At 64.8% G+C, this 24,837-nt stretch carries 23 protein-coding genes; 7 read left to right on the top strand and 16 right to left on the bottom strand.

The window, feature by feature from the left end; all coding sequences use genetic code 11:
• Positions 1 to 53: 53 nt before the first annotated feature.
• From P9272_RS13325 to P9272_RS13300, 6 genes are all read left to right on the top strand, one after another.
• Complete coding sequence (locus P9272_RS13325) at positions 54 to 1,619, top strand: sugar ABC transporter ATP-binding protein (protein WP_128258533.1); 1,566 nt, start codon at positions 54 to 56, stop codon at positions 1,617 to 1,619.
• Positions 1,616 to 2,611: an ABC transporter permease gene (locus P9272_RS13320; RefSeq protein ID WP_127866773.1), complete on the top strand. Its 996-nt coding sequence runs from the start codon at positions 1,616 to 1,618 to the stop codon at positions 2,609 to 2,611. The genes P9272_RS13325 and P9272_RS13320 overlap by 4 nt, the downstream gene beginning before the upstream one ends.
• 186 nt (positions 2,612 to 2,797) lie before the next feature.
• Entirely contained in the window at positions 2,798 to 3,640 is an 843-nt protein-coding gene (locus P9272_RS13315) for a transporter substrate-binding domain-containing protein (RefSeq protein WP_278160890.1), read from the top strand.
• 194 nt (positions 3,641 to 3,834) lie between these two features.
• A complete protein-coding gene (locus P9272_RS13310) occupies positions 3,835 to 4,530 on the top strand; it encodes an ABC transporter permease subunit (protein ID WP_278160930.1) in 696 nt (231 codons plus the stop codon).
• Between the two features lie 7 nt (positions 4,531 to 4,537).
• Positions 4,538 to 5,269, top strand: a complete 732-nt coding sequence (locus P9272_RS13305) for an ABC transporter permease (RefSeq protein WP_278160889.1) — start codon at positions 4,538 to 4,540, stop codon at positions 5,267 to 5,269.
• Complete coding sequence (locus tag P9272_RS13300; RefSeq protein WP_128258532.1) at positions 5,269 to 6,084, top strand: ATP-binding cassette domain-containing protein; 816 nt, start codon at positions 5,269 to 5,271, stop codon at positions 6,082 to 6,084. The genes P9272_RS13305 and P9272_RS13300 overlap by 1 nt, the downstream gene beginning before the upstream one ends.
• A 162-nt stretch (positions 6,085 to 6,246) precedes the next feature.
• Here the strand turns inward: P9272_RS13300 and phnN are convergent, their stop codons facing one another.
• The 9 genes from phnN to P9272_RS13255 form a co-directional block, all read right to left on the bottom strand.
• Positions 6,247 to 6,873, bottom strand: coding sequence for a phosphonate metabolism protein/1,5-bisphosphokinase (PRPP-forming) PhnN (gene phnN, locus P9272_RS13295; protein WP_278160888.1), 627 nt, complete (start codon positions 6,871 to 6,873; stop codon positions 6,247 to 6,249).
• Positions 6,870 to 8,009 carry an alpha-D-ribose 1-methylphosphonate 5-triphosphate diphosphatase gene (locus tag P9272_RS13290; protein ID WP_278160887.1) on the bottom strand — a complete coding sequence of 380 codons (1,140 nt, stop codon included), beginning with the start codon at positions 8,007 to 8,009 and terminating at the stop codon, positions 6,870 to 6,872. Before P9272_RS13290 ends, phnN begins: the two co-directional genes overlap by 4 nt.
• Positions 8,010 to 8,036: 27 nt before the next feature.
• Entirely contained in the window at positions 8,037 to 8,744 is a 708-nt protein-coding gene (locus P9272_RS13285) for a DUF1045 domain-containing protein (protein WP_128258530.1), read from the bottom strand.
• A gap of 233 nt (positions 8,745 to 8,977) precedes the next feature.
• Positions 8,978 to 9,790 carry a 5-deoxy-glucuronate isomerase gene (iolB, locus tag P9272_RS13280; protein ID WP_278160886.1) on the bottom strand — a complete coding sequence of 271 codons (813 nt, stop codon included), beginning with the start codon at positions 9,788 to 9,790 and terminating at the stop codon, positions 8,978 to 8,980.
• 16 nt (positions 9,791 to 9,806) lie between these two features.
• Positions 9,807 to 10,019 (bottom strand): DUF3329 domain-containing protein, encoded by a 213-nt coding sequence (locus tag P9272_RS13275; protein WP_278160885.1) that lies wholly within the window; start codon positions 10,017 to 10,019, stop codon positions 9,807 to 9,809.
• Positions 10,020 to 10,083: 64 nt separating this feature from the next.
• Complete coding sequence (iolE, locus tag P9272_RS13270; RefSeq protein ID WP_278160884.1) at positions 10,084 to 10,998, bottom strand: myo-inosose-2 dehydratase; 915 nt, start codon at positions 10,996 to 10,998, stop codon at positions 10,084 to 10,086.
• Between the two features lie 37 nt (positions 10,999 to 11,035).
• Positions 11,036 to 12,880: a 3D-(3,5/4)-trihydroxycyclohexane-1,2-dione acylhydrolase (decyclizing) gene (iolD, locus tag P9272_RS13265; protein WP_278160883.1), complete on the bottom strand. Its 1,845-nt coding sequence runs from the start codon at positions 12,878 to 12,880 to the stop codon at positions 11,036 to 11,038.
• Positions 12,881 to 12,934: 54 nt separating this feature from the next.
• Positions 12,935 to 14,869, bottom strand: a complete 1,935-nt coding sequence (gene iolC, locus P9272_RS13260) for a 5-dehydro-2-deoxygluconokinase (protein WP_278160882.1) — start codon at positions 14,867 to 14,869, stop codon at positions 12,935 to 12,937.
• Positions 14,870 to 15,025: 156 nt separating this feature from the next.
• A complete protein-coding gene (locus tag P9272_RS13255) occupies positions 15,026 to 15,871 on the bottom strand; it encodes a MurR/RpiR family transcriptional regulator (protein WP_278160881.1) in 846 nt (281 codons plus the stop codon).
• A gap of 158 nt (positions 15,872 to 16,029) precedes the next feature.
• On the opposite strand from P9272_RS13255, the gene P9272_RS13250 reads away from it, so the two are divergent.
• Entirely contained in the window at positions 16,030 to 17,139 is a 1,110-nt protein-coding gene (locus tag P9272_RS13250; protein WP_278160880.1) for a Gfo/Idh/MocA family oxidoreductase, read from the top strand.
• Positions 17,140 to 17,207: 68 nt separating this feature from the next.
• On the opposite strand, the gene P9272_RS13245 is transcribed toward P9272_RS13250, so the two are convergent.
• Genes P9272_RS13245 through iolE (P9272_RS13215) form a run of 7 tightly spaced genes read right to left on the bottom strand, consistent with a single transcriptional unit; the run spans position 17,208 to position 24,298 of the window.
• The gene (locus P9272_RS13245) at positions 17,208 to 18,146 is read right to left on the bottom strand and encodes a sugar phosphate isomerase/epimerase (RefSeq protein WP_278160879.1); all 939 of its coding nucleotides are present in this window, start codon (positions 18,144 to 18,146) and stop codon (positions 17,208 to 17,210) included.
• Between the two features lie 33 nt (positions 18,147 to 18,179).
• Positions 18,180 to 19,172, bottom strand: a complete 993-nt coding sequence (gene iolG / locus P9272_RS13240) for an inositol 2-dehydrogenase (protein ID WP_278160878.1) — start codon at positions 19,170 to 19,172, stop codon at positions 18,180 to 18,182.
• Between the two features lie 59 nt (positions 19,173 to 19,231).
• Positions 19,232 to 20,050, bottom strand: coding sequence for a carbohydrate ABC transporter permease (locus P9272_RS13235; RefSeq protein WP_128258520.1), 819 nt, complete (start codon positions 20,048 to 20,050; stop codon positions 19,232 to 19,234).
• Positions 20,047 to 20,940 carry a sugar ABC transporter permease gene (locus P9272_RS13230; RefSeq protein WP_278160877.1) on the bottom strand — a complete coding sequence of 298 codons (894 nt, stop codon included), beginning with the start codon at positions 20,938 to 20,940 and terminating at the stop codon, positions 20,047 to 20,049. The genes P9272_RS13235 and P9272_RS13230 overlap by 4 nt, the downstream gene beginning before the upstream one ends.
• Positions 20,941 to 20,951: 11 nt before the next feature.
• Positions 20,952 to 22,265, bottom strand: coding sequence for an extracellular solute-binding protein (locus P9272_RS13225; protein ID WP_278160876.1), 1,314 nt, complete (start codon positions 22,263 to 22,265; stop codon positions 20,952 to 20,954).
• On the bottom strand, positions 22,262 to 23,359 hold the full coding sequence (locus tag P9272_RS13220) for an ABC transporter ATP-binding protein (RefSeq protein WP_278160874.1): 1,098 nt from the start codon (positions 23,357 to 23,359) through the stop codon (positions 22,262 to 22,264). The genes P9272_RS13225 and P9272_RS13220 overlap by 4 nt, the downstream gene beginning before the upstream one ends.
• Before the next feature lie 27 nt (positions 23,360 to 23,386).
• Positions 23,387 to 24,298, bottom strand: a complete 912-nt coding sequence (gene iolE / locus P9272_RS13215) for a myo-inosose-2 dehydratase (RefSeq protein WP_278160873.1) — start codon at positions 24,296 to 24,298, stop codon at positions 23,387 to 23,389.
• Positions 24,299 to 24,837: the final 539 nt, after the last annotated feature.

Genomic DNA, 24,837 nt, shown 5'->3' with positions numbered 1-24,837 from the left:
GCCCGTCAGTCTGTAGCCCACCGGCTGCTGCCAAGTGCGGTAACTATGGCGCGATGACCCCTACCGACACCACTCACCCAGACACCGCTCCGTTCCTGAGCCTTGAGGCCGTGCGCAAAACCTATCCGGGCGTTGTCGCGCTAGATAGGTTCTCCATGGAAGTTCGCCCCGGCGAGGTCATCGGCCTTGTCGGCGAAAACGGCGCCGGCAAATCGACGCTGATGAAGATCCTCGGCGGCGTGACGCGGCCGGACAGCGGCACCATCACGGTCGATGGCGCCGCGCATGACGGGCTGACCGTCGAGCAGAGCATCGGCTCCGGCATCGCTTTCGTGCACCAGGAATTGAACCTTTTCGAGAACCTCGACGTCGCCGCCAACATCTTCTTCGGCCGCGAGCCGCTGAAGGCCGGGCCGCTGAGGCTGGTCGACCGGGCCAGGCTGCGCGAGATGGTGGCGCCGCTCCTGAAGCGCGTCGGCGCCAATTTCTCGGCCGATGCGCCTGTCGCGTCGCTGTCGCTCGCTCAGCAGCAAATGGTCGAGATCGCCAAGGCGCTGTCGATCAAGGCCCGCCTTGTGATCCTCGACGAGCCGACCTCCAGCCTGCCGATGGCGGAAACGGAAAAGCTGCTCGACGTCATCAAGGGGCTGAAGGCTCAAGGCATCAGCGTCATCTTCATTTCGCATCGGCTGCATGAGATCGAGCGTGTCGCCGACCGCGTCGTGGTGCTGCGCGACGGCACGCTGGCCGGCACGCTGGCGAAGGACCGGATCAACCACGACGAGATGGTCAGGCTGATGATTGGCCGCATGCTGAAGGAGCGCGAGAAGGCCGGCGAAGCCACGCGAGCGCCGGGCAGCGTCGCGCTCGCTGCCGAGGCGATCCGCACCAGCACCTATCCAGACCGGCCGGTCAGCATCGAGCTGAGACGCGCGGAGATCCTGGGCCTTGCGGGCCTGGTCGGCTCCGGCCGCACTGAACTCGCGCGCGTGCTGTTCGGCATCGAAGAGCGTTTGGCCGGCAGCGTCACGCTTAACGGCAAGCCACTTGATGTCGGCTCGGCCGCTGACGCGGTGGCGAACGGCATCTTCCTGGTGCCGGAAGACCGCAAGCTCACCGGCGTTTTGCTCGACCTGTCGATCGCGCAGAACATCTCGCTGCCCAACCTGCCGGCCCATGCCAGGCGCTCGCTGGTCTCGGCCGGCGCCGAGCTCGCGACGGCGGAAAAGCAGAAGAAGAACCTCGGCATCAAGGCGCCGTCGGTGCTCACCCGCACCGGCACGCTGTCCGGCGGCAACCAGCAGAAGGTGGTTCTCGCCAAATGGCTGGCGATGAACCCCAAGGTGATGATCCTGGACGAGCCGACGCGTGGCATCGACATCGGCGCCAAGGCCGAGATCTACGGCCTGATGCGGGCGCTGGCCGATGCCGGCGTCGCCGTGCTGATGATCTCCAGCGACATGGAGGAGGTGATCGGCGTCTCGGACCGCATCGCGGTCATGCATGAGGGGCAGATTTCCGGCATCCTCGACAAGGACGATTTCAGCCAGGAGAACGTGCTCTTGCTGGCGGTCGGCAAGAAGCCGAAACTGCTGCAAGCGGCGGGAGGAGCGCAATGAGCAAGAAAGATCTCGGCCTGCTGATCCTGATCCTGGTGGTCGGCGCGGTGGTCACGGCAATCAATCCACGCTTCCTCTCGGCGATCAATCTCGCCAACACCTCCAACCTTGTCGCCCTGTTCGGCATCCTGTCGATCGGCCAGGCCTTCGTCATCATCACCGGCGGCATCGAATTGTCTGTCGGCTCGCTGATCGCGCTGCTCGGCACCCTGTTCATCGACTTCATCGCTGTGCGCGAATTGGACTGGCCGCTGGCCTTCGTGGTGATCATCGTGCTCGGCGCCGTCATCGGCTTCGTGCATGGCTGGCTGATCACAAGGCTGAAATTGCAGCCCTTCGTGGTGACGCTGTGCGGCCTGCTCATCTATCGCGGCGTGGCGCGTTTCTACACGGCCGACGGTACGGCGGGCTTCGCCTTCGGGCAGAATTTCCCGACACTCGAATTCCTGACCGCGGGCCGCTCCTACGGCTTGCCGAACTCCTTCATCGCGCTGATCGTCATCGCCATCGTCATGTGGGTGGTGCTGCACCGCTCGGTGTTCGGCCGCTATCTCTACGCCATCGGCAAGAACGAGGAAGCGGCGAAATATTCAGGCATCCGCACAGGCCGGGTGATCATCGCGGCCTATGTCATCTGCGGCGTGCTGACGGCGCTGTCGGCGATCTATTTCGCCATGTACACGCGCTCGATCTCGCCGGCGAGCCACGGCCAGTTCTACGAGCTCTACGCCATCGCGGCCGCCGTGCTCGGGGGGTTCTCGCTGCGCGGCGGTGAAGGCTCGCTGGTCGGCGTGATCCTCGGCACGGTGCTGCTGCAGGAACTGCAGAACCTCGTCAACCTGCTCGGCATCCCCTCCTCGCTCAACTTCGCCGTCATGGGCGGCGTGATCCTGATCGGCGTGCTGGTCGACCAGCAATGGGGCGTCTTCCGCGCCCGGCGCCGCATGATCGAGGCGACGCGCCAGAATGTTGCGGGCGCGCCGGCGGAGTAGCCTCGCTCTAACGTTCACGGTCCCTATTGGATCGATGCTCGCCATGAACCCCCCGGGCGGGCCCGGATTCGCGGGCGGATTGCAGCAGCGCGTGAACCGGAAAAAACTGCCCTTGTCGCAGAATTGGGGCTGGGCTAAGCAATTGGCATCTGAGGGTTCCAAGAACAAAAATTGGGAGACACACCTGTGACATCATCACGTTGGATCGCGCTCGCGGCGCTGGCATTGACCTGCTCGACCCCGGCGCTGGCCAAGGACTGGAAAACCGTTACCGTCGCCATGGAGGGCTCCTATGCGCCCTGGAACCAGACGGACGCCAGCGGCAAGATCGTCGGCTTCGAGGTGGACATCCTCAACGACGTCTGCGCGCGCGCGAAGCTCGAATGCAAGATCGTCGCGCAGGACTGGGACGGTGTCATTCCCGGACTCACGGCGGGCAAGTTCGACATCGTCATGGACGGCATGTCGATCACCGAAGAGCGCATGAAGACGATCGACTTCTCGATCCCCTACGCCTCGTCGCCGGTCGCCTTCCTGGCCGACAAGAACGGCCCGCTGGCCAACTTGTCCAACAGCGGCAAGATGATCGACCTATCGAAGGACGACGCCGAATCCAAGGCGGCGCTCGACACGCTGCGCAAGGAGCTCACCGGCAAGAATGTCGGCCTGCAGGTCTCGACCACCGAGGCGACCTTCGCCGACAAATATCTCAAGGACGTCGCCAACGTTCATGAATACAAGACCACCGACGAGCACGACCTCGACCTCATGGCGGGCCGCATCGACGTAGCCTTTGCCGACACCACCTATTTCCTCGGCACGCTGGCCAAGCCGGATGCCAAGGACCTGGAATTCGTCGGGCCGCAATTCAAGGGCGGTCCGATCCTCGGGCCAGGCATCGGTGCAGCCTTCCGCAAGACCGACAAGGACTTGCAGGACATCTACAACAAGGCGCTCAAGGCCGCGCTCGACGACGGCTCGGTGTCGAAATACTCCATGCAATGGTTCAAGATCGACATTACCAAGTAATGTCGCAACGGGAGCAGCCAAAGCTGCTCCCGTTTTGCATTGAGTGCATGTCGGCCCAAAAATGCGTAGCGGTTTTGGGAGAACGACATGCATCAAAGGCGGGCAACCGTCGATGCACATCTCGGCGTCCGCAGGAGCCGTAAGTGGAGTTTCTCAACGATCTCAGGGACCAGGTGTCGACGGCCTATGCGCTCTTGGCCGCCGGCTGGGGCGTGCAACTGCTCTGGGGCATCGCCTGGACGCTCGCCGTCACCATCGTCTCGATGTTGATTGGTGCTGTGCTGGGCTCGTTGGTGGCGGCGGCCAAGCTCTCGCATCGCGGCGGATTGAGATTCATCGGCGAGAGCTACACCACGGTTTTCCGCGGCGAACCGGAACTCTTGATCATCTACCTGTTCTACTATGGCGGCACGCAGGTGCTGACCGGGGTGGCGCGGTCGACCGGGTCGATCGGCTCGACCGACATCTTGAACATGCCGAGCTTCCTCGGCGGCGTTCTCGCTGTCGGCATCATTTCCGGTGCCTACCAGGCCGAGGTTTTTCGCGGGTCGTTCCTGGCGATCCACCGCGGCGAATTGGAAGCAGCCCGCGCCTATGGCATGTCGGCCTGGCTGCGGTTTCGCCTCGTGATCATGCCTCAGGTCCTGCGCCTTGCGGTGCCGGGGCTAGGCAATGTCTGGCAATTGACGATCAAGGATTCCGCGCTGATCTCGGTCACCGGCGTCGCCGAACTGATGCTCACCGCCAACAAGGCTGCGCGCTCGACGCATCATTCGCTGCTTTTCTACACGCTCGCCGGCATCCTTTACCTGGTGATGACCTCAGTCTCGACGCCGATCTTCGAGAAGGCCGAGCGTTACACCTCGCGCAGTTTCATGCGGCCGAAGTGAGGTGGCGGTGGATTTCGATTTCTATCTTTCCACCATGTGGAGCGTGCTGAAGGCGCTGCCGCTGACTCTCGAAATCTGGTTCTTCGGCATCGCCTTCGGGCTCCTTATCGCCACCGGCCTGACCTGGCTGCGCGCCTCCGGCTACAAACTGGGCGAGTATTTCACCCGCGGCTACGTCTTCATCTTCCGCGGCTCGCCGCTCTTGGTGCAGCTCTATCTGATCTATTTCGGGCTCTCCCAGTTCGACTTCGTCCGCCACAGCCCGGTTCTATGGCCGATCCTGCGCGATCCGATGTATTGCACGATCGTCGCCATGGCCTTGAACACAGCCGCCTATGAGAGCGAGATTTTCCGCGGTGCGCTCCGGGCGGTGCCTGTCGGCCAGATCGAGGCGGCCAAGGCATTCGGCATGTCGGCCTTCACCCGCTTCCGCCTCGTCACGCTGCCGATCGCGCTGCGGCTCGCTTTGCCGGCCTATTCGACCGAAATCATCCTGATGACCAAGGCAACCGCGCTCGCCTCCGTGGTGACGATCATGGAGATGATGGGAACGGCACAGAAGATCCAGCACGACACGTTCCGACCGATCGAGGTGCTGACCTGCGCCGGAGTGATCTACCTGCTCCTCAACCTGTCGATCGCCCGGCTATTCGCCTGGGTCGAATACAGGCTTTCGCCTCATCTGCGGCCACCGCCCGAGCAAAGCCAGCAAATCAAACCCGTCCCGGAGGTGTTGTGATGTCGGCAAATGTCGCCGCTGCAGCGAAATCGGCACCGGCCTCTGGCGAGACGCCCGCCATCAGCGTCAAGGACCTGCGCAAGTGCTTCGGCGATCACGAGGTGCTCAAGGGCATTTCGCTCGAGGCCCACAAGGGCGATGTGATTTCCATCCTCGGCTCATCGGGTTCGGGCAAGAGCACGATGCTGCGCTGTATCAATCTCCTGGAGACACCTGACTCCGGCGAAGTTCGGGTCGACGGCGAGCTCATCAAGATGAAGCAAGGCCGCGACGGCCATCAGATGCCGGCCGACATTCGCCAGGTGGAGCGCATCCGCGCCAACCTCGCCATGGTGTTCCAGAGCTTCAATCTATGGTCGCACATGACGGTGCTCGAAAACCTCGTCGCCGCGCCGACGCATGTATTGAAGCGGCCGCGCGCCGAGTGCCTGGAGCAGGCCGAGGCGCTGCTGAAACGCGTCGGCATATGGGAGCGCCGCAACTACTATCCGCCGCATATGTCGGGCGGCCAGCAGCAGCGCGCCGCGATCGCCCGCGCACTGGCGATGAATCCCAAGGTGATGCTGTTCGACGAGCCGACCTCGGCACTCGATCCGGAACTGGTCGGCGAGGTGCTGCGCGTCATGCGCTCGCTCGCCGAGGAAGGGCGCACCATGCTCGTCGTCACCCACGAAATGGGCTTTGCCCGCGACGTGTCCAGCAAGGTGATGTTCCTGCACAGGGGCGAGGTGGATTCGGTCGGCGAGCCGAAGGAGATGTTCGCCAGGCCGCCGACGCCGCAATTCAAGCAGTTCATCGCCAACTTCAACAAGTGAAGACAGACCTCGCTCGGCGCTAAGATGTGCAGAGATTCAGGTCAGGCCGAGCCGAAAGTGGTGGCTTCCGAGAACCGGAGCGGAGCGTACTTAAGAACGTGAGCACCGGAAGCGCAGGGAGCCGCTACTTGCAGGCCGGCCTCACCTGAATATCAGCGCATCTTAGATCATGTCCGACAGATCGGAAAACGCCATCGCCTTGCGCAGCACCTCGGCGAAGCGTTCGCCGGCAATGTCTTTGTCGCCGCTGTTGTCGATCGAGGTGACGTCCGGCCCGGTCAGCTTGACGCTGGCGCTACGCGCCAGGCGGGCAAGCACCTCGCCGCGCGATTCGCGGCCGCGCGCCGCCAGCCGTTCGGCCAGGATCTCCGGCGTGGCGGTGATCTCGACCACGGCCAGATTGGCGTAGCGCTCGCGCAGCGCCGGGATGACCGCGCGCGACACGTTGGCGACCGCGACATGGCCGTTCGCCACGGCCCAGTCGACATCGGCCGGCAGGCCGTAGCGCAGGCCGTGCGCATCCCAGCAAAGTGAGAAGGCGCCGTCGGCCTCGGCTTCGGCGAAGGCGGCGTCCGCCAGCGTGTCGTGGTCCTCGCTTGCCGTGTCGCTCGGCCTGGTGATGACGCGGCGCACGAATTCCAGCCGCGTCTCGCCGGCAAAGCGCTGCTTGGCGTAGCCGATCACCGTATCCTTGCCGGCGCCGCTCGGACCGACCACCGCGACGAAGACGCCGTTGCGGATCGGCAGGCTCTCGGCCAGCTCGCGCTCGATGAGGGCCGAGACCATCATGCGACCCGGCGGCCCTGGCGCCACACGGTGCGCACGACCGGCACATGGTCGTCGACGCGCACGCGCACCAGGTCGGCGCGGCGGCCAGGCTCGATGACCCCGCGGTCGGAGAGGCCGACCGCTTGGGCCGGGTTCTTCGACACCATCGCCACCGCCTGCGGCAGCGAGATCGCTTCGATGACGTCGCCGAGGAAGAAGGCCGACTGGATTAGGCTGAAGGGGATGTAATCGGACGACAGGATGTCGAGCAGGCCGTCGGCGGCAAGCGTGCGCGCCGAGACGTTCCCGGAATGCGAGGCGCCGCGCATCACGTTCGGCGCGCCCATCAGCACGCCGAGCCCCGCCGCCTTGGAGGCCTTGGCCGCTTCTTCCGTCGTCGGGAATTCGGCGACGCGCACGCCCTGCTGGATCGCTTCGTCGACATGGCCGGCGGTCGCGTCGTCATGACTGGCCAGCACGATGCCGCGCTCCTTGCAGGCGGCCGAGATGAACACGCGGTTAGGCCCGGAATTGCGGGCCGATTCCGCCATCCGCTTCTCGCAGAATTTCTGGAAGTCGCGATCGGTAAGCTTCAACTTACGCTGATAGTAATAGGCATAGGTCTCAAGATTGACGAACTGCCGCTGCCCAGGCGCATGGTCCATCAGCGAGGCGAGCTTCACCCTGTCGTCGGTCTCGAAATTGGCGAAGGCCTCGAGGCAATCCGGCGCCGAGACCTCGCAACGCAAATGGATGAAATGGTCGGCTCTCAGCCGATCCTGTCGCACGCTGTCCTCGATCGCGTCAGCCAGCTTGCGGACGTCGTCGGATTTCAGGTCGGCGTCCTCGTCCATGCCGACGCGCAAGGCGTCGAGCACGGTGGTGATACCGGCGGTCGCCACCTGGGCATCATGGGCAAGCACGGCGGCGATCGGGTTCCAGCGCACCTTTGGGCGCGGCGCGTAATGACCTTCGAGGTGATCGGTGTGCAGCTCGACGAGGCCCGGGATGATGTAGTCGCCCCCCATGTCCTCGCCGGTGCGGGCAGCACCCGGCTCGACGGCGGCGATCAGGCCGTCGCGCAACAGAAGGGAGCCCTCGACGATCTCGTCGGGCAGCACGATGCGGGCATTGGTGAGAACGGTTTCGGCGGTCATCTCAGGCGGTCCTGTCTCGGCGGTCAATCAAGCTGTTTTGCGGGCGTGGCCACGGCCAAGCGCATGGTGGGAAAGCACCATGAACGGCGCGCCCGGCTCGCTTTCGACGAACAATGTGAGCGCATCCACCGGCACCGGCTGCCGCAGCACATCGGCGAACAGGCTGTCGATCGCCGCGCGAAGGCGTGGGCTTTCCTCGAGCCCGACGCGCCCCGACAGCGTCATGTGGAAGCGGAACGTGTCGAGGACGTAAGGATAGCCCCATTGGCAGAGGTTGCGGAATTCTTCCGGCTTCAGCGCGTCCGGGCTGCGGCGCTCAATCTCAGCTTCGGTCAGCGGCGCGCGGAAATTGTCGAAGGCGCGCACCACCTCGCCGGCGAGATCGTTGAGCGGTGGGAACTGTGTTTCCGGCACCAGCGCGAAGAAGCCGTCGATCTGGCCGACCACCAGGCGTGGAACGACGACCGGCGGCGTCGACTCGGCAAAAGCGTCGAGCGCGGCGCGCAGCGAGGCCTCGGTTTCGTTCGGCGCCAGTCGGAAAGGCGCCTTCAGCGTGGCATGGAACCCATAGCGCCGGGCGGACGCGGTGTGGAAGGCTACCTCGGCGGCCGACAGATCGCCCACCGCCTCGACCGGCCGCGTCGCCGCGCCGAACGGGTCGCGGCCCAGCCATTTGGCGGCAATGCGCGCCAGCTTCTCGTCCTGTCCCGGTGTGTAGTAGATGGCGTAGCGCATCGGCGTTCCTCGTCAAGCGCGCTGCGCCCCTAAGGATCATGCGACGCGCCTCAAGTCATTGTGCTGGCAAGTCGTGGGCCCGAAACGCCGGAGCGCTTGCGGCGACATGCACCGGAACCGCTGCCATAGGTGATTTCCATGACGGATTGACGAAGCTTTCATGGGTTTTCGAAGGCAAGTCCAGCACAGAGCTCGTTAGCCGACAACTTTTCCCGGCTGGACCAATCGGCCGTTCAGGCCTTCATCAGCCATTCGTGCTCGGCCGCGTTGTGGAATTTCCACGTGCGCTTCGGTCCGGCCATGACGTTGAGATAATAGAGGTCGTAGCCGTGGCAGGCCGCGCATGGGTGATAGCCCTTCGGCACCAGCACGACATCGCCGTCTTCGATCGCCATCGCCTCGTCCAGCTCGCGCACGCCGTTGCGGTCGGCATCCGTATAGACGCGCTGGAAGGCAAAGCCCTGCGGCGGATTGAGGCGGTGGTAATAGGTCTCCTCGAGATAGGATTCGGCCGGCAGGTTGTCCTGGTCGTGCTTATGCGGCGGATAGCTGGAGGTATGCCCGCCGGGCGTGATCACCTCGACCACCAGCAACGAATCCGCCGGCTTGCCTTCGGGCAGGATGTTGGTGACGTAGCGTGTGTTGGTGCCCTTGCCGCGCACCTCCTGGCCGAGATCGTCCGGTCCGATGACGCGAACGGGAAGACCGCCGCCGAGGCCGGGCGCCGAGCAGACGGCGAGCTCCAGCTCGGTGTCGGCCGTCACCGACCAGTCGGCGCCTTGCGGCACATAGACCGACCAAGGCTTGCCCTCGAAGGGCGACATGCGCTCGCCGAGCAGGCCGAGTTCCTTGCCGCCGGCGGTCGCCTTGCCCTTGCCGGTGACGAAGACGAGGCAGACCTCGCGGCCGCCCGTCTTGCCGACCGCCGTCTCGCCCGCCTTCAGCCGATGCAGGTCGAACCCGACATAGGTCCAGCCGGCGCTTTGCGGCGTGACATGCGCGACATGGCCGTGGCCCTTGTCGGCCTTGACGATGAGTTTCGACATGCGGGGCTCCTTTGGATTATTCCTTCGGCTCGGCCGGAGGCTTCGCCTCCTCCGCCGGCTTGTAGAGATAGAAAAACTGCCACACCGCATAGCCGGCGAAGCCGAGCGCGATGACGCCCCAGAACGGCGTGCCGGAGGCGAACTCGATGACCGACCAGATCAGGCAGACGGCGAGGACGGCGATGCGTCGCCACAGCGGCCGGAAGAAGGGGTGCTCATAGTCTTTCATCGCGCCAATCCAGGATTTGCCCAAAGCGCAACGGATAAACCGCACGCCCCGGCGAATCCACCGTTTACGCCGGAAACCCTTGCGTCTCCACCGTATAGCCGGCGGCCGTCATCACCCGCATCAGCTCCTTGTGGCCGACTTGAGCCATCTTGAGTGGCGGGTTCTTCTTCGGATCCTGTTCGGCTTCCACGACGAACCAGCCTTCATAGCCATAATCTGCGAAACGCTGAACGATGGCGCCGAAATCGAGCGAGCCGTCGCCAGGCACGGTGAAGGCGCCGAGCGCCACCGCATCGAGGAAGGATTGTTTGGTGCGGTCGAGCCCTTCTATCACACCCATGCGCACATCCTTCACATGGACATGGTTGATGCGCTTGTGATGGTTGTCGATGGCGCGCAGCACATCGCCGCCGGCAAAGGCGAGATGGCCGGCGTCGAGCAAAAGCGGGATGCCTTCGCCGGAGTTGCGCATGAAGGCATCGAGCTCCGGCTCGGTCTCCACCACCGCCGCCATGTGATGATGATAGGAAAGCGGCATGCCCTGGTCGGCGCACCATTCGCCGAATTCGGTGACGCGCCGGCCATAGGCCTTCATCTCGTCGTCGGAGAGTGTCGGCTTGGTGGCCAAAGGCTTCGAGCGGTCGCCCTGGATCGAACGGCCGACCTCGCCATAGACGATGCAGGGCGCGTCGACCGCCTTGAAAAGGTCGATCATCGGCTGGATGCGGTCCTTGTTCTTCGCCAGGTCCTCGTTGACCAGCGTGCCGGAGAACCAGCCGCCGCAAAGGGTGACGTCGGCCTCCTTCAGGATCGGCAGCATCACCTTGGGATCGTTGGGGAAGCGGCGGCCCATCTCCATGCCGGTGAAGCCGGCCGAGCGCGACTGGCGCAGGCACTCCTCCAGCGACACGTCGTCGCTCAGCTCCACGAGATCGTCGTTCCACCATGCGATGGGAGACATGCCCAGTTTGGCTTTCAAGTCGTCACTCCAAATGTCGGTTCGTTGCGCGGCCGGATCAGCCTTGGCGGCTGCCCACGGCTTCCTCGTATTTCTTGCGGGCGGCGTTCACTTCGCGTCGCGCCGAGACTTCCGGCACGGCGACGTCCCACCAATGGCCGCCGGCCTCGGTCGAGATCAGCGGATCGGTGTCGATGACCAGAACGGTCGTCCTGTCGCTCTTCTTCGCCTTGGCCAGCGCCGTCTCCAGCTCGGCGATCGACGCCACCTTTTCGGCATTGGCGCCCATGCTTGCCGCATGCGCGGCGAAGTCGACGTCGGGCAGCACCTCGTGGCGCGCGTCCTTGAGCAGATTGTTGAAGTTGGCGCCGCCGGTCGCCATCTGCAGGCGGTTGATGCAGCCATAGCCGCGATTGTCGAGCAGCACGACGGTGAGCTTCAGGCCAAGCATCACCGACGTTGCGATCTCGGAATTGAGCATCAGGTAGGAGCCGTCGCCGACCATCACGACGACCTCTTGGTCGGGCCTCGCCATCTTGACGCCGAGCCCGCCCGCGATCTCGTAGCCCATGGTCGAGAAGCCGTATTCGGCATGGTAGGAGCCCGGCGCGCCAGCCTGCCAGAGCTTGTGCAATTCGCCCGGCAGCCCGCCGGCGGCATTCAGCAGCGTGACGCCCGAGCCCATGGCGCGCTGCACGGCGCCAATCACCTGCGCGTCGGAAGGATAGGCGGCGTTGGTTGAGGCCGTCACCTTGGTGGCTGCGGCCTGCCACTCCGTCTTGCCCTTCATGGCATTGTCGGTCCAAGTGGAAGGCGCCTTCCAACCCTTCAGCCCCGCGCTGAGTTCTGCCAGGCCCTCGGCCGCGTCGGCGACCAGCGGCAGCGCCCAGTGCTTTCCGGCATCGAAGACCTGCGTGTTCAGCCCGATGATGGTGCGACCGGCATTCTTGAACAGCGCCCAGGATCCGGTGGTGAAATCCTGCAGCCTCGTGCCGACCGCAAGCACGACATCCGCCTCCTCCGCCAGCCGGTTGGCGGCGGACGTGCCGGTGACGCCGACCGCCGCCATGTTGAGCGGATGGTCGTCAGGCAGCGAGGATTTGCCGCCCTGCGTTTCGCAGACCGGAATGCCGGCGCCCTGCACAAGCTTTGCCAGTTCATCGGAAGCCTGCGAATAGAGCACGCCGCCGCCGGCGATCACCAGCGGCTTCTTGGCGCCCTTCAGTGCCGCGACGGCGGCCGCCAGCTCGTTTCGGTCCGGCCGCAGCCGGCGCGGCGTCCAGGCGCGCACGGCGAACAGGCTTTCCGGATAATCATAGGCCTCGGCCTGCACATCCTGGCAGAGCGAAAGCGTGACCGGGCCGCATTCGGCCGGATCGGTCAGCACCTGCATGGCGCGGTTCAGCGCCGGGATGATCTGCTCCGGCCGGGTGATGCGGTCGAAATAGCGCGAAACCGGGCGGAAGCAGTCATTGACGCTCGCCGTGCCGTCGGAGAAATCCTCCGCCTGCTGCAGCACCGGGTCGGGCAGACGGTTAGCAAACACATCGCCCGGCAAGAATAGGACCGGCAACCGGTTCACATGCGCGAGCGCGGCCGCCGTCACCATGTTCAGCGCGCCGGGGCCGATCGACGAGGTCGCGGCCATGAAGCGGCGACGGAAATTCGCCTTGCCATAGGCGATCGCCGCATGCGCCATCGCCTGCTCGTTATGGGCGCGGAAGGTCGGCAGCTCGTCGCGGACCTGGTAGAGCGCCTCGCCGATGCCGGCGACATTACCATGGCCGAAGATCGCCCATACACCGCCGAAGATCGGCACCGTCTTGCCGTCGATCACGGTCATCTGCCGGCTAAGGAAGCGGGTCACAGCCTGCGCCATCGTCAGGCGAACGGTCTTCGTCATTTGTCGTTCCTCCGGCTTTGTTGGCGCCGTTTTCTTATGCTGCCCGTGTTGTTCTTATGCTGCTTTACGGCCGCGCGCGGCAAGCCACGCTTCGGTCAATTGTTCGAAGCGGGCCGCCATGTCGGCGACAGCCTCGTCATCCGACATCCGGCCGGCCAGCCATTGTTCGGCGGCGTTGATGAAGATGGTGCGGCCGACGGCGAAACCCTTGACGATCGTTGCATTGGCGGTGGCGGCGAAGGCCGCGACCAGCTCGTCCTGCGGCGCTTCCAGCCCGAGCAGCACGACGCCGCGGCACCATGGATCGTTCTTGACGATCACCTGTTCGATCTTCGCCCAGGCCCCTGCCGAAGCCTGCGGCTCGAGCTTCCACCAGTCCGGCTTGATGCCCAGCGCATAGAGTTCCTCCAGCGCGCGCGGAATGGTGGTGTCGTCGAGCTTGCCATGCTTGCCGGCGATGATCTCGACCAGCAGCTCGCGGCCGACTTTCCGTGCCGCCTCGAACAGCGCGCGCAGCTTCTGCTGCTGCTCGACCTTGAGCGCTTCCGGGTCGTCCGGGTGGTAGAAGCACAGGCATTTGATGCAATGGTCGACCGGCCATTCGGTGAGCTGCGAACCGATATCCTGCGAGAATTCGAAGCGCAGCGGCCGCGATCCGGGCAATTCGACCGGGCGGCCGAGCCAGGCGAAGGGATGGCGCGCGAACTCGAACATGGCGTCGCGGCCGTATTTCTCGTCGATCAGCATGCCGTAGCCGTCGCGGCCGGCGGCGACTTTAGCCGCCGCCTTGACCGTCAGCACTTTGAAGTCAGGGATACGTGCCACGTCGGCGCCGACCCTCGCCGCGACATCCTCGAGCTGGACGCGATGGTCGCAGGCCAGCGCCATCAGCGAGGGAATGTCGCGCCGCCGCGTCGTTGCCCAATGGATGTGGTTGATAGCCTCGTCCTTGCGCAGCGCCAGGTGCTTGCTGCCGTGCTTCAGGAAGAACTGCAGCTCCTCGAAGGTCGGATATTCCGGCGCGCAGAGCAGGCGCGACACGGCAAAGGCGCCGCAGGCATTGGCCCAGGTCGCGGCCGTCGCAAAACTCTCGCCGCCGAGCCAGCCGCGCAGGAAGCCCGACATGAAGGCGTCCCCGGCGCCGAGCACATTGTAGATTTCGATCGGAAAGCCCTTGCCGACAATGCCGTCCTCGAGGTCGTCGCTGATCGGCCCGTCATAGACGATGCAGCCCTTGGCGCCGCGCTTGAGCACGATGGTGGCCGAGGACAGCGCACGGATCGTCTTCAGCGCGCTCAGGCAATCGTCGGCCCCGGAAGCGATCATGATCTCCTCCTCGGTGCCGACGATGAGGTCGCAATCCGGCAGCACCGTCTTCAGCTGCGCCGAGACACGGTCGGATTTTACATAGCGCTCGAAACCCTCGGCATGGCCGGCAAGCCCCCAGAGGTTCGGGCGATAGTCGATGTCGAAGACAACCTTGCCGCCTCGGGCCTTCATCAGCCGGATCGCCTTGCGCTGCGCGGCATCCGAGTTGGGGCGGGAAAAATGCGTGCCGGTGACGACCACCGAGCGCGCCGAGGCGATGAAAGCCTCTTCGATGTCCTCTTCGGCGAGCGCCATGTCGGCGCAGTCGGAGCGATAGAAGATCATCGGCGAGACGCCTTCGCTCTCGACCGAAAGCAGCACCAGCGCCGTCAGCCGCTCCTTGTCGGTCTTCAGGCCATCGACCGAGACGCCCTCGCGCCGAAGCTGCTCGCGGATGAAGCGGCCCATCTGCTCGTCGCCGACGCGCGTCAGCAGCGCCGAGCGCAGGCCGAGCCTCGCCGTGCCGACGGAAATATTGGCCGGGCAGCCGCCGACCGACTTGGCGAAAGAGGTGATGTCCTCCAGCCGCGAGCCGATCTGCTGGCCATAGAGATCGACCGAAGCGCGGCCGATGGTGATGACGTCGAGCGGCGGGTATTTCCCTTCCACGGCTTCGCCCATTGGAACCTCCCATCGGCCTTGTTGTGCAGAGCAGCGTCGTTTTGGACAGCACGCGCCGGCGACGGCGTGATATCGTCAATATGAAATATTAATTCCAATCCGCAGTCAATATGGAATGAGTGTTCCCGAACCGAAAAGCGACCTGGCCGGCGAGGCTCAGGCCTTGCGCCGGCGCCCTGTTTCGCGGCGCTTCTCGCCGACGGCAACCGTCAGCGCCATGGCCAGCGCCATCGTCGCCGAGATCGAGCGGAAGCCGCCGAAATCGGCCTCGGCGACCTCGAACCAGACCTTGGCGAATTGCGCCAGCGGCGAGAAGGAGGAGTCGGTGATGGCCACGATCGGCACGCCCTGTTCCGCGATCGCGCGCGTCTCCTCGATGGTCGCCGGCGCGTAAGGCGAGAAGCTGATGGCGATGACGGCGTCGCGCGGCGTGGCGAAGCCGATCATCTCGGCGGTGAGCCCCGCGGCCGATTCCACCAGCTGGTTGCGGATCTTCAGCTTGCCCAGCGCATAGGCGATGTAGGAAGCGACCGGATAGGAGCGGCGCTTGGCCAGCACATAGATGGTCTCGGCCTTCGCCAGGAGCGCCACAGCCTCCTCGAAATGCGCATCGTTGAGCGAACGCGAGATGTCGCCCAGCGAGGTGCTGGCGGCGGCGACGAAGCCGTCGAAGATGGCCCGGTGGCCAGCGCCTTCCTCGGCCTTGGCGCGCAATGCCGCCAGGCGCTCGTCGTAAGAGGAGTTGCGCTCGCGCAGGCGCTCGCGAAAAACCTGTTGCAGGCTGGTGAAGCCGTCGAAGCCGAGCTGCTGGGCAAAACGGATCAGCGTCGATGGCTGCACACCGGCCGAGGCGGCGATGCTCGCCGCCGTGCCGAAGGCGATGTCTTCGGGGTTGTCGAGCGCATAGGCGGCGATTTGCGCGATGCGCTTGGGCAAGCTCGCGCGCCTGTTCAGGATCGTCGCGCGCAGCGTTTCGAAATCGCGAGGCACCCGTTCGTCCATAGTCGCTCCGTCCGCGCCCATGTGGTTTGTCCCTCTCCTGCCCCATCATAGCGAGTTCGTGCAAGAACACCATAAAAAATGATTTGTATGTTCCATTCTTCACCAAAATGGACTAATTCATCCATACCGCTATTCCCCTCATCCTGGAGACAATCGACATGGTCGGAGTGGGCCTCATCGGCACGGGCTTCATGGGCAAGTGCCACGCCATCGCCTGGAACGCAGTAGGCACCGTCTTTCCCGATGTCGACAAGCCGAAACTGGTGCATCTGGGCGAGGTGAATGACGAGTTGGCCCGGCGCAAGGCCGGCGAGTTCGGCTTCGCCAAGGGCTCCGGTGATTGGCGCGCCGTGGTCAACGATCCTGACGTCGACGTCGTCTCCCTGACCACGCCCAACCAGTTCCATCCAGAAATGGCGATCGCCATCCTCAATGCCGGCAAGCATCTGTGGTGCGAGAAGCCGATGGCGCCGAGCTTTGCCGAAGCCGAGAGCATGGCGGCCGCGGCCAGGAGATCCGGCAACGTCGCCGGGCTTGGCTACAACTACATCCAGAATCCCGCGATCCGCCATATCGGCGCGCTGCTCGAGGAGAAGATCATCGGCGACGTCAACCTTCTGCGCATCGAGATGGACGAGGACTTCATGGCCGACCCGGAAGCGCTGTTCTTCTGGAAGCATGAGGCGTCGTCCGGTTACGGCGCGCTTGACGATTTCGCCGTCCATCCGCTGTCGCTGATCAAGGTGCTGTTCGGCCGCGTTTCGCGCGTCATGTGCGACATGGCCAAACCCTATATCGACCGCAAGACCGCTTCGGGCGCCCGGCGCGCGGTCGAGACTTATGACATCGCCAGCGTCTTGATGCATCTCGAGAACGGCGTCGCCGGCACGCTGCTGGTCAACCGCTCGGCCTGGGGCCGCAAGGGCCGCATCGCTATCCAGATTTTCGGCTCGAAGGGCTCGATCCTCTACGACCAGGAGCGGATGAACGAGTTCCAGCTCTATCTCACCGCCGACCGGCCGACCGAGCAGGGCTACCGCACCATCCTGGTGGCGCCGCACCACAAGCCCTACGATTCCTTCCTGCCCGCGCCCGGCCATGGCCTCGGCTTCAACGACCTCAAGATGATCGAATGCCGCGAGCTTCTGATGCGCATCGCCGGAAAGCCTGCCCGCATCATCGACTTCGACGAGGGGCTGGAGATCGAGCGCACCGTGCATGCCATGGCGCGCTCCTTCCAGGAGCAGCGCTGGGTCGATGTGAGGTGATCGACCCGAGGGCCGGGACCGGTTTGACGGCCCACGGCGACCGGCCAATGCAAAATCGGATCTGAGCATCAGGCCAGGTTGATGGCGACGTTGCGCAGCAGGGCCACCGATTTGCGCATGCCTTCCATCGGCGACAGCATCATGTCCTCGTGCTCGATCGACAGCACGTCGTCGTAGCCGGCCTGCTTCAGCGCCGTGCAGAACTGTCGCCACCAGGTCTCGCCGTGGCCGTAGCCGAGCGTGATGTAGTTCCAGGCCCTTTCGGCAAAGAGCGTTGGCGGGCGCGCATCGAGCACGCCGTCGACGCCGGCCGGCACCGGCTCGACGCGCGTGTCCTTGGCGTGGACATAGTAGATCGCCGAGCCAAGCTTGCGCACGGCGGCAATGGGATCGGCGCCCATCCACATCGGATGGCTCGGATCGTAGTTCGCGCCGACCGTCTCGCCGACGGCATCGCGCAGCCGGAACAGCGTCTGGACGTTGTACACGGCCTGATGCCCATGCAATTCCAGGCAGAGCTTCCTGATGCCAAGATTGTTCGCAAATCCGACCAGATCGCGCCAATAGGGAATGATGCACTCGTCCCACTGGTAGCGCTGGATGTCGGCGCATTCGGGCGGCCAGTCGGTGATGATCCAGTTGGGGTTGGCGTCGCCCGGCCCGCCGGGCAGCCCCGACATCATCACCACGCGGTCGATGCCCATCAGGCTTGCCAGCCGGATCGTGTCCTCGGTCACCTGGCGGTGCTGCTTGCCCTGCGGTCCGGGGTGCAGCGGGTTGCCCGAGCAGTTGAGCGCCGCGATCGTCAGACCGTGGTCGCGGACCTTGGCGACGAATTCGGCGCGGGTGGCAGCACTTTCCAGCAGGGCCGCCAGCTCGATATGCGGCGCAGACGACCAGTTGCCGCAGGCGAACTCCAGAGTCTCCAGCCCCAGTTCGGCCGAGGCGCGCAGCATCTCGTCGAAGGACAGGTTGCCCAGGCTGTCGGTGATCATGCCAATCTTCATGTCGGGACTCCCGCTTGACTTCAGACCATCTGCTCAGAGCTTCACCGGCTCGAACCGGCCGGACCGTGCGGAGGCGAGGGCTGCCTCGCAGAGGATCATGGCCTTGCGACCGTCGCTGGCCGTGACCGCTGGGCTGCTGCCGGTTTCGACGCAGGTGATGAAGTGATCGATCTCGGCGGCGTAGGATTCCGCGTAGCGCTCGACGAAGAAGTAGTAAGGCTTGTCGCGCGATATGCCCTTGCCGCCATACATCTCCACCGAGGTCGGCAGCCGGTTGCCGGCCTGCAGCATGCCGTCGGCACCGTGCACCTCGATGCGCTGGTCATAGCCATAGGCGGCCCTGACGCTGTTGTTGATGTGGCATTGCCGGCCCGACGCCGTTCGCAGGATGAACATCGCGGTATCGTAGTCGCCGAGCTTCCTGTATTGCGGCGCCACCAGCGAGGAACCGGTCGCGAACAGTTCGACTGGTTCCTCGCCGAGCATGTTCCGCGCCATGTCGAAGTCGTGGATGGTCATCTCGCGAAAGACGCCGCCGCCGCCGGCCAGCGCTTCCTCGGTTTCGGGTTCGGGGTCGCGGCTGGTGATGATGACCTGCTCGACGGCGCCGATCTCGCCGCCGTCGAGGCGCTCCTTCAGCGCGCGGAAGCTCGGATCGAAGCGACGGTTGAAGCCGATCTGGAAAGGCACGCCGGCCTTCGCGACCGCCGCCAGGCACTCGTCCGTGCGCTTGAGATCGAGATCGATCGGCTTCTCGCAGAAGATCGCCTTGCCCTTCGCGGCCGCTGCCATGGCGAGGTCTGCATGGGTGCGCGTCGCCGATGCGATGAACACCATCTTCACCGACGGATCGTTAATCACGGCCTCTGTGTCGGCGATCTCGGCTCCGGTCGCTGCCGCGACCTTGGCGGCGGCTTCGCGGTTGGGATCTACGATATAGCGCAGCCGCACCTTCGGGTGGCGCGCGAGATTGCCGGCATGCACCCTTCCGATCAGTCCCACCCCGAACAGACAAACATCCATCATGCGTTCAACTTTCCTGTGCGGCCGTCCGCGACGGCGAGTTCAACATGCCCGGCCGGCGGTCACTTCACGGCACCCATGGTTAGGCCGCGAACCAGGTGCCGCTGCACCAGCAGCGCGAAGAAGACGATCGGCAGCGCGCCGATGACGCCGGCGGCGGCCATCGAGGCCCAGTCGGTATCGATGCGCCCGATGAGTGTCGCGGTGCCGCGCGGCATGGTCATCGCCCGCGGGGTCGCCGTCAGCGCCAGCGCGAAAAGGAATTCGTTGAAGGTGACCAGCACGGCGAAGATCGCGGTGGCCGCCAACCCTGGTGCGGCCAGCGGCAGCGTGATGCGGCGGAAGGCGCCAAAGCGCGAATCCCCGTCCACCATGGCCGCCTCCTCCAGGTCGACGGGGATCTCGCGGAAGAAGCTCTCCATCATCCAGACGCAGAAGGTGATGTTGAAGGCGGTGTAGGTGGCGATAAGGCCTAGCCAGCTGTCGAGCAGCCCGAGGCTCAGCATCAAGAGATAGACGGGGATCAGGATCACCACCGGCGGGATGATGCGCAGCGTCAGCAGGAAGAGGCCGATCTTGCGCTCCGCGGCGAACGGAAGGCGGAACCTCGCGATCGCGTAGGCGCCCATCGCGCCGAAGACCAGCGCTATCGCGACCGAGAAGAAAGTAACCACCACCGAGTTCGTCAGGTAGGAGCCGAACTGCTTTTCAGTGAACAGCCTTACGTAATTGTCGAGCGTCGGCACATGCGGATAGAGGGTGCCTTCCTGCGTGATCTCGCGGTTGGACTTGAGCGAGGTGGACACCAGCCAGTAGATCGGCAGCAGCACGACCGCCAGCACGAAGATGGTGGTGAGGATGCGCGCCAGACGGGTGCTCATGACGCGTCGATCCTGCGCAGGAGCCTGATGGCGCTGAAGGCGAGCGCGAGCACGACGAGGCCGATCGTCACGAACAGCGCCGCCGCGTATCCGGTCTGCTGGAACTTGAACGCGGTGTCGTAGCCATAGATCGAGATCAGTCTCGTCGCTTCGCCCGGCCCGCCTCGGGTCAAGACGAAAACCTGGTCGAATGTGCCGAAGGCGTCGATAGTGCGGAGCACGATTGCGATCGCCAGCACCGGCCGCATCATCGGGAAGGTGAGATCGGCGAAGACTCGCCAGGACCCCGCGCCGTCGACGTGCGCCGCCTCGAACGGCTCGTGCGGTAGCGACTGCAGTCCGGCGAGCAGGATCAGGAACATCAGCGGCGTCCACTCCCACACGTCGAGCACGACGAGGCCGATGAAGGCATTGAGCGGGTTGCCGAGGATTTGGACCCCGCCGCCGCCCATGGCCACCGAGAGCGCCGTCAGCATGCCGGCGTCGCTAGCGTAGATCAGCCTGAACAGTATGGCGACGACGACGGGCGTGATCACCATGGGAATGATCAGCACCGTCCGCAGCAGCCGGATGCCGCGAAATTCGTGCAGGCAGAACAAGGCCAGCGCGAAGCCCAGCACAGCCTCGATCGACACCGAAAGCGCCACGAACTTGACCGTGACCCAGAGCGAATTCAGGAACTGCGCGTCGCTCCAAAGCTGCACATAATTGTGAAAGCCGACATTGGCGACCGGCGAACCATAGCGGTAAGCCCTGGTGCTGGCGCGCAGCCCGTCCCAGAGCGGATAGACCAGCACGCCGAGCACGACCATCAGGCCCGGCGCCAGCATGAGATAGGGGAGGGCGAGGTCGAGCCCCGCCCCCTGCAGGCGATATTTGCGTGCCTGCATGCCGTTTTGCATCAGTAGTACCCGGCCGCGGTCAGGTAATCCTTGACCTGCTTGGCCGCCGTATCCAAGGCTGCGCCGCCGCCGGAGCCTGCCTGCAAGGCCTTGTTGAGCTCGATGCCGAGCAGTTCCTCGACCTTCGCCCAGTCGGGCGTGCGCGGCCGCGGCAGCGCGCCGGCGTCGAGCTGCTGCAGCGCGACCGGTATAAGCCGGTTGCCGGGCTTGGCGATGCCGAAGGCGCTGCGCTTGACGGGGATAGAGCCCGCTTCCGAGAGCTTGGCCTGCGTCTCGGCGCTGACATACCACTTCAGGAACTCAATGGAGTTCGCCTTGTTGGGCGCCGATTTCGGCACGCCGGCGATGAAGATGCCCATCTGGGCGATCGCCTTTTCCTGTTTCGGCACGACGCCGAAATCGAGCTTGCCCGCCACCTTGGTCTGGGCAGGGTCATCCGCCTTCAGCGCGTTGCCCGAATACTGGATGATCGCTCCTGCGTCTCCGCCCAGGATCGCCGCGCCCTCCTGGTCGGAGTCGAACTCGACCACCCCGCTCGGCGCGTTCTGCTTCATCGTGCCGACGAAGAAATCGGCCGAGGCCTTGCCTTCGGCCGAATTGAAGATCGGATTCCACTTGTCGTCGAAGAAGGAGCCGCCGAACGACAGGAAGACCGGATACCAGCTGGTGACGATCGGGTTGCCGGAGACGCCGCGGAAGACGACGGGGTATTTGATCTTGCCGGCCGCGACGCCTTCCTTCCCCTTGGCGATCACTTCGTCCCAGGTCTTCGGCGCGCCGCCGGTGAAGACGTCGTTGCGATAGGTCAGCGTCTGCAGGTCGCCGACGAAGGGCACGCAGATCAGCGTCGGCTTGGCGTTCTCGAAGCCCTTGACGCGCGGCCCCTTTTGCGGCGGCCAGTAGCCCATGTCGATCATCGGGCCGATCCAGTCCTTGTCCGACCCGTCGATGCCGCCGGCGCCAAGGTCCTCGAGCACGTTGGCGGCGCCGAACTGCGGCACCCACGGGTCGTCGAGCAGATAGAGGTCGTACTGGCCGGCGCCGCTCTGGGCATCGGCGAACCACTTCTCGAGCGTCACCCCGTATTCGTCCTCGAGGAACTGGATGTCGAAGCCCTGTTCCTTGGCCAGCGGAATGATCTTCTCCTTGAACGGTGTCAGGCCGCCATCGGCGAAGGCGCCGATGATCACCTTCTTGCCGGCCGCCTTCGCCGGCATCGGCAGGCCGAGCGTGGTCAGCGCAGTGGTCGCCAGGGCCAGGCCAAGCGCCCCCTTGATGACGGAGCGGCGAGTAAGTCTGCTGGAATGCATCATGTCACTCTCCCATTGTTGTTGACCCTGTGGACGGCTGTCAGACCGGCCGAACTGAAGAAACAGGCGTTCGCCGGGTCGAAGGCGACGCCGATGCTTTCACCCACCACACCCCGGAATTCGCGGCCCGCCCGGACCGACACGTTGCCGCCTTCCAGGCGGACATTGACCAGCGTCTCGTTGCCCATCGGCTCGACGACGTAGATTTCGCCAGGCAGCGCGTCAGGCGTGTCGACCGCGGCCGCGCTGCAGTCCTCCGGCCGCAGGCCGATTTCGGCGATTGAGGCGGCACGGCAGGCGGCAAGCCGCGCGTCGTCCAGCGGAACCACTTTGCCGGCCACGATGACACCTTGCTCGGAAAGCGCTGCCGGCAAAATGTTCATCGGCGGGTTGCCGACGAAGGTGGCGACGAAGCGGTTCGCCGGGCGGTCGTATATCTCGATGGGCGGCGCCATCTGCTGCAGCTCGCCGCCATGCATGACGGCGACGAAATCGGCCATCGTCAGGGCCTCGACCTGGTCGTGGGTGACGTAGATGGTGGTGGCGCTGAGGCGCTGGCAGAGCCGCTTGATCTCGCCGCGCATGGTGAGCCTGAGCCGCGCGTCGAGATTGGAGAGCGGCTCGTCCATCAGGAACGCCGCCGGGTCGCGCACGATGGCGCGGGCCAGCGCGACGCGCTGGCGCTGTCCGCCCGAAAGCTGGCGCGGACGGCGGTCGAGCAGGTGGCCGATCTCGAGTATGGCGGCGACCTCGCCGATCTTCGCCTTTCGCCCGGCATCCGGCGTTCCGCGGATCCACAGCGGATAGCCGATGTTTTCGGCGACCGTCATCTGCGGATAGAGCGCGTAGCTCTGGAACACCATGGCGACGTCGCGGTCGCGCGGCTGCAGCCGGGTGACGTCGCGCTCGCCGATGAAGACCTTGCCGGCGGTCGGCATGTCGAGCCCGGCCAGGATGCGCAGCGCCGTCGTCTTGCCGCAGCCCGACGGGCCGAGCAATGCGAGGAACTTGTGATCCGGCACGGCAAGGTCGAGCGACCGCAGCACGTTGAGCGCGCCGAAGCTCTTGACCACCTTCTGGTACAGAACCGAACTCATCTCCCTCCCCGGCGCCCCATGCTTTCTTCAGGCCTTGCGCTCGTGGACGTAGAAGCCCGCGCCCTCGGCCAGCTTCTTGAGATTGCGATACCCCATCGTGGCATAGGTCAAGGGGTGCGCCTTGGCCGGGTCCTGCTCGGCCTCCACAACCAGCCAGCCGGAATAACCTCGGTCGGCGAGGATCTTGAGCAGCGTCGGATAGTCGATCGCGCCGTCGCCCGGCACGGTGAAGATGCCTTCCATCACCGCGCCCATGAAGCTCATGTCGGTCTCGCGCGCCTTCTTCAGGATGGTCGGCCGCACATCCTTGCAATGCACATGCACGACGCGTTCGACATGCCGGCGCAGCAATTGCTCCGGGTCGCCGCCGGAAAAGGCGCAGTGCCCGGTGTCGTAGAGCAGGCCGACCGCCTCGCCGGTGCTGTGCATCAGCCTGTCGATCTCCTGGTCGGTCTCGACGATCGTGCCCATGTGATGGTGGAAGGCCATGCCGACCCCGAAATCTGAAAAACGCTCGGCGAGCCTGGTGATCTTGGCGCCATAGGCCTTCCATTCCCCATCCATTAGCTTCGGCCGCAGCGAGATCGGGTCGTGGATGGCGCCATGCCGGCCGCGCGAGGTGTCGGCATAGACGACATGCCGGGCGCCAAGGTCGCGCAGCAGCGTCAGATGCGGCCGGATCGCCTCGAACTCCTCGTCGACCTCCTTCTCGCAGATGCGCCCGTCATACCAGCCGGAGACCAGCGCCAGCCCGTAATGGTCGAGGATGGGCCGAAGCGTGCGGCTGTCGCGCGGGAACTTGCCGCCGAGCTCGGTGCCGGCATAGCCCGCTTCCGCGGTTTCGCCGAGGCAGGTCTCGAGCGGCGTGTCGCCGCCCAGCTCCGGCACATCGTCATTGGTCCAGGTGATCGGGTTGATGCCAAGTCGAACTGTGGTCATTGCTCGCTTTCCGCCCCGCAGCCGGATGGCTGCGGGGTTCATGGTCTCGGGAGGGAAATGGCTTCATGCCTGCGGCGGGCGTGCATCGCCCTGCCTTGCCTGTCCGGCCGGCAGCCTCCCAGTTGCCTTGCCCGGACTTTGTGTTCCCCGGTCTTGCGCCGACGTCTTATCCCCAACGTCTATGAGCGAAGTCTACGCCGCTCTGTCTCCATCGCGAGGGCCAGTTTTCCGAAAAATGAAGGAACCAGTTTGTGACGGGAGGCGGCTGTGGCAGGATGATGGGATGAGAAATTCAAGAGCGTTCGCGCAGCACTATGGAACCAGGCGTCCACCGTCGGCGCGAGGCACCCCGCTCTGTCCTGCCGGACATCTCCCCCGCAAGGGGGGAGATTGGCTGTGGCAACGCCGGCTCTCCCTTTGCAACGTTGGCAGTTGGCGAAACCGACGGCGACATCTGATCTCCCCCCTTGCGGGGGAGATGGCCGGCAGGCCAGAGGGGGGTGGGCGGGAACTCGGCCTTCGCAAGTTTTGGTTCCTCG

Source organism: Mesorhizobium sp. WSM4976 (genome assembly GCF_029625685.1).
Lineage (GTDB): Bacteria > Pseudomonadota > Alphaproteobacteria > Rhizobiales > Rhizobiaceae > Mesorhizobium.
This window is presented reverse-complemented; position numbering and strand designations above follow the sequence as displayed.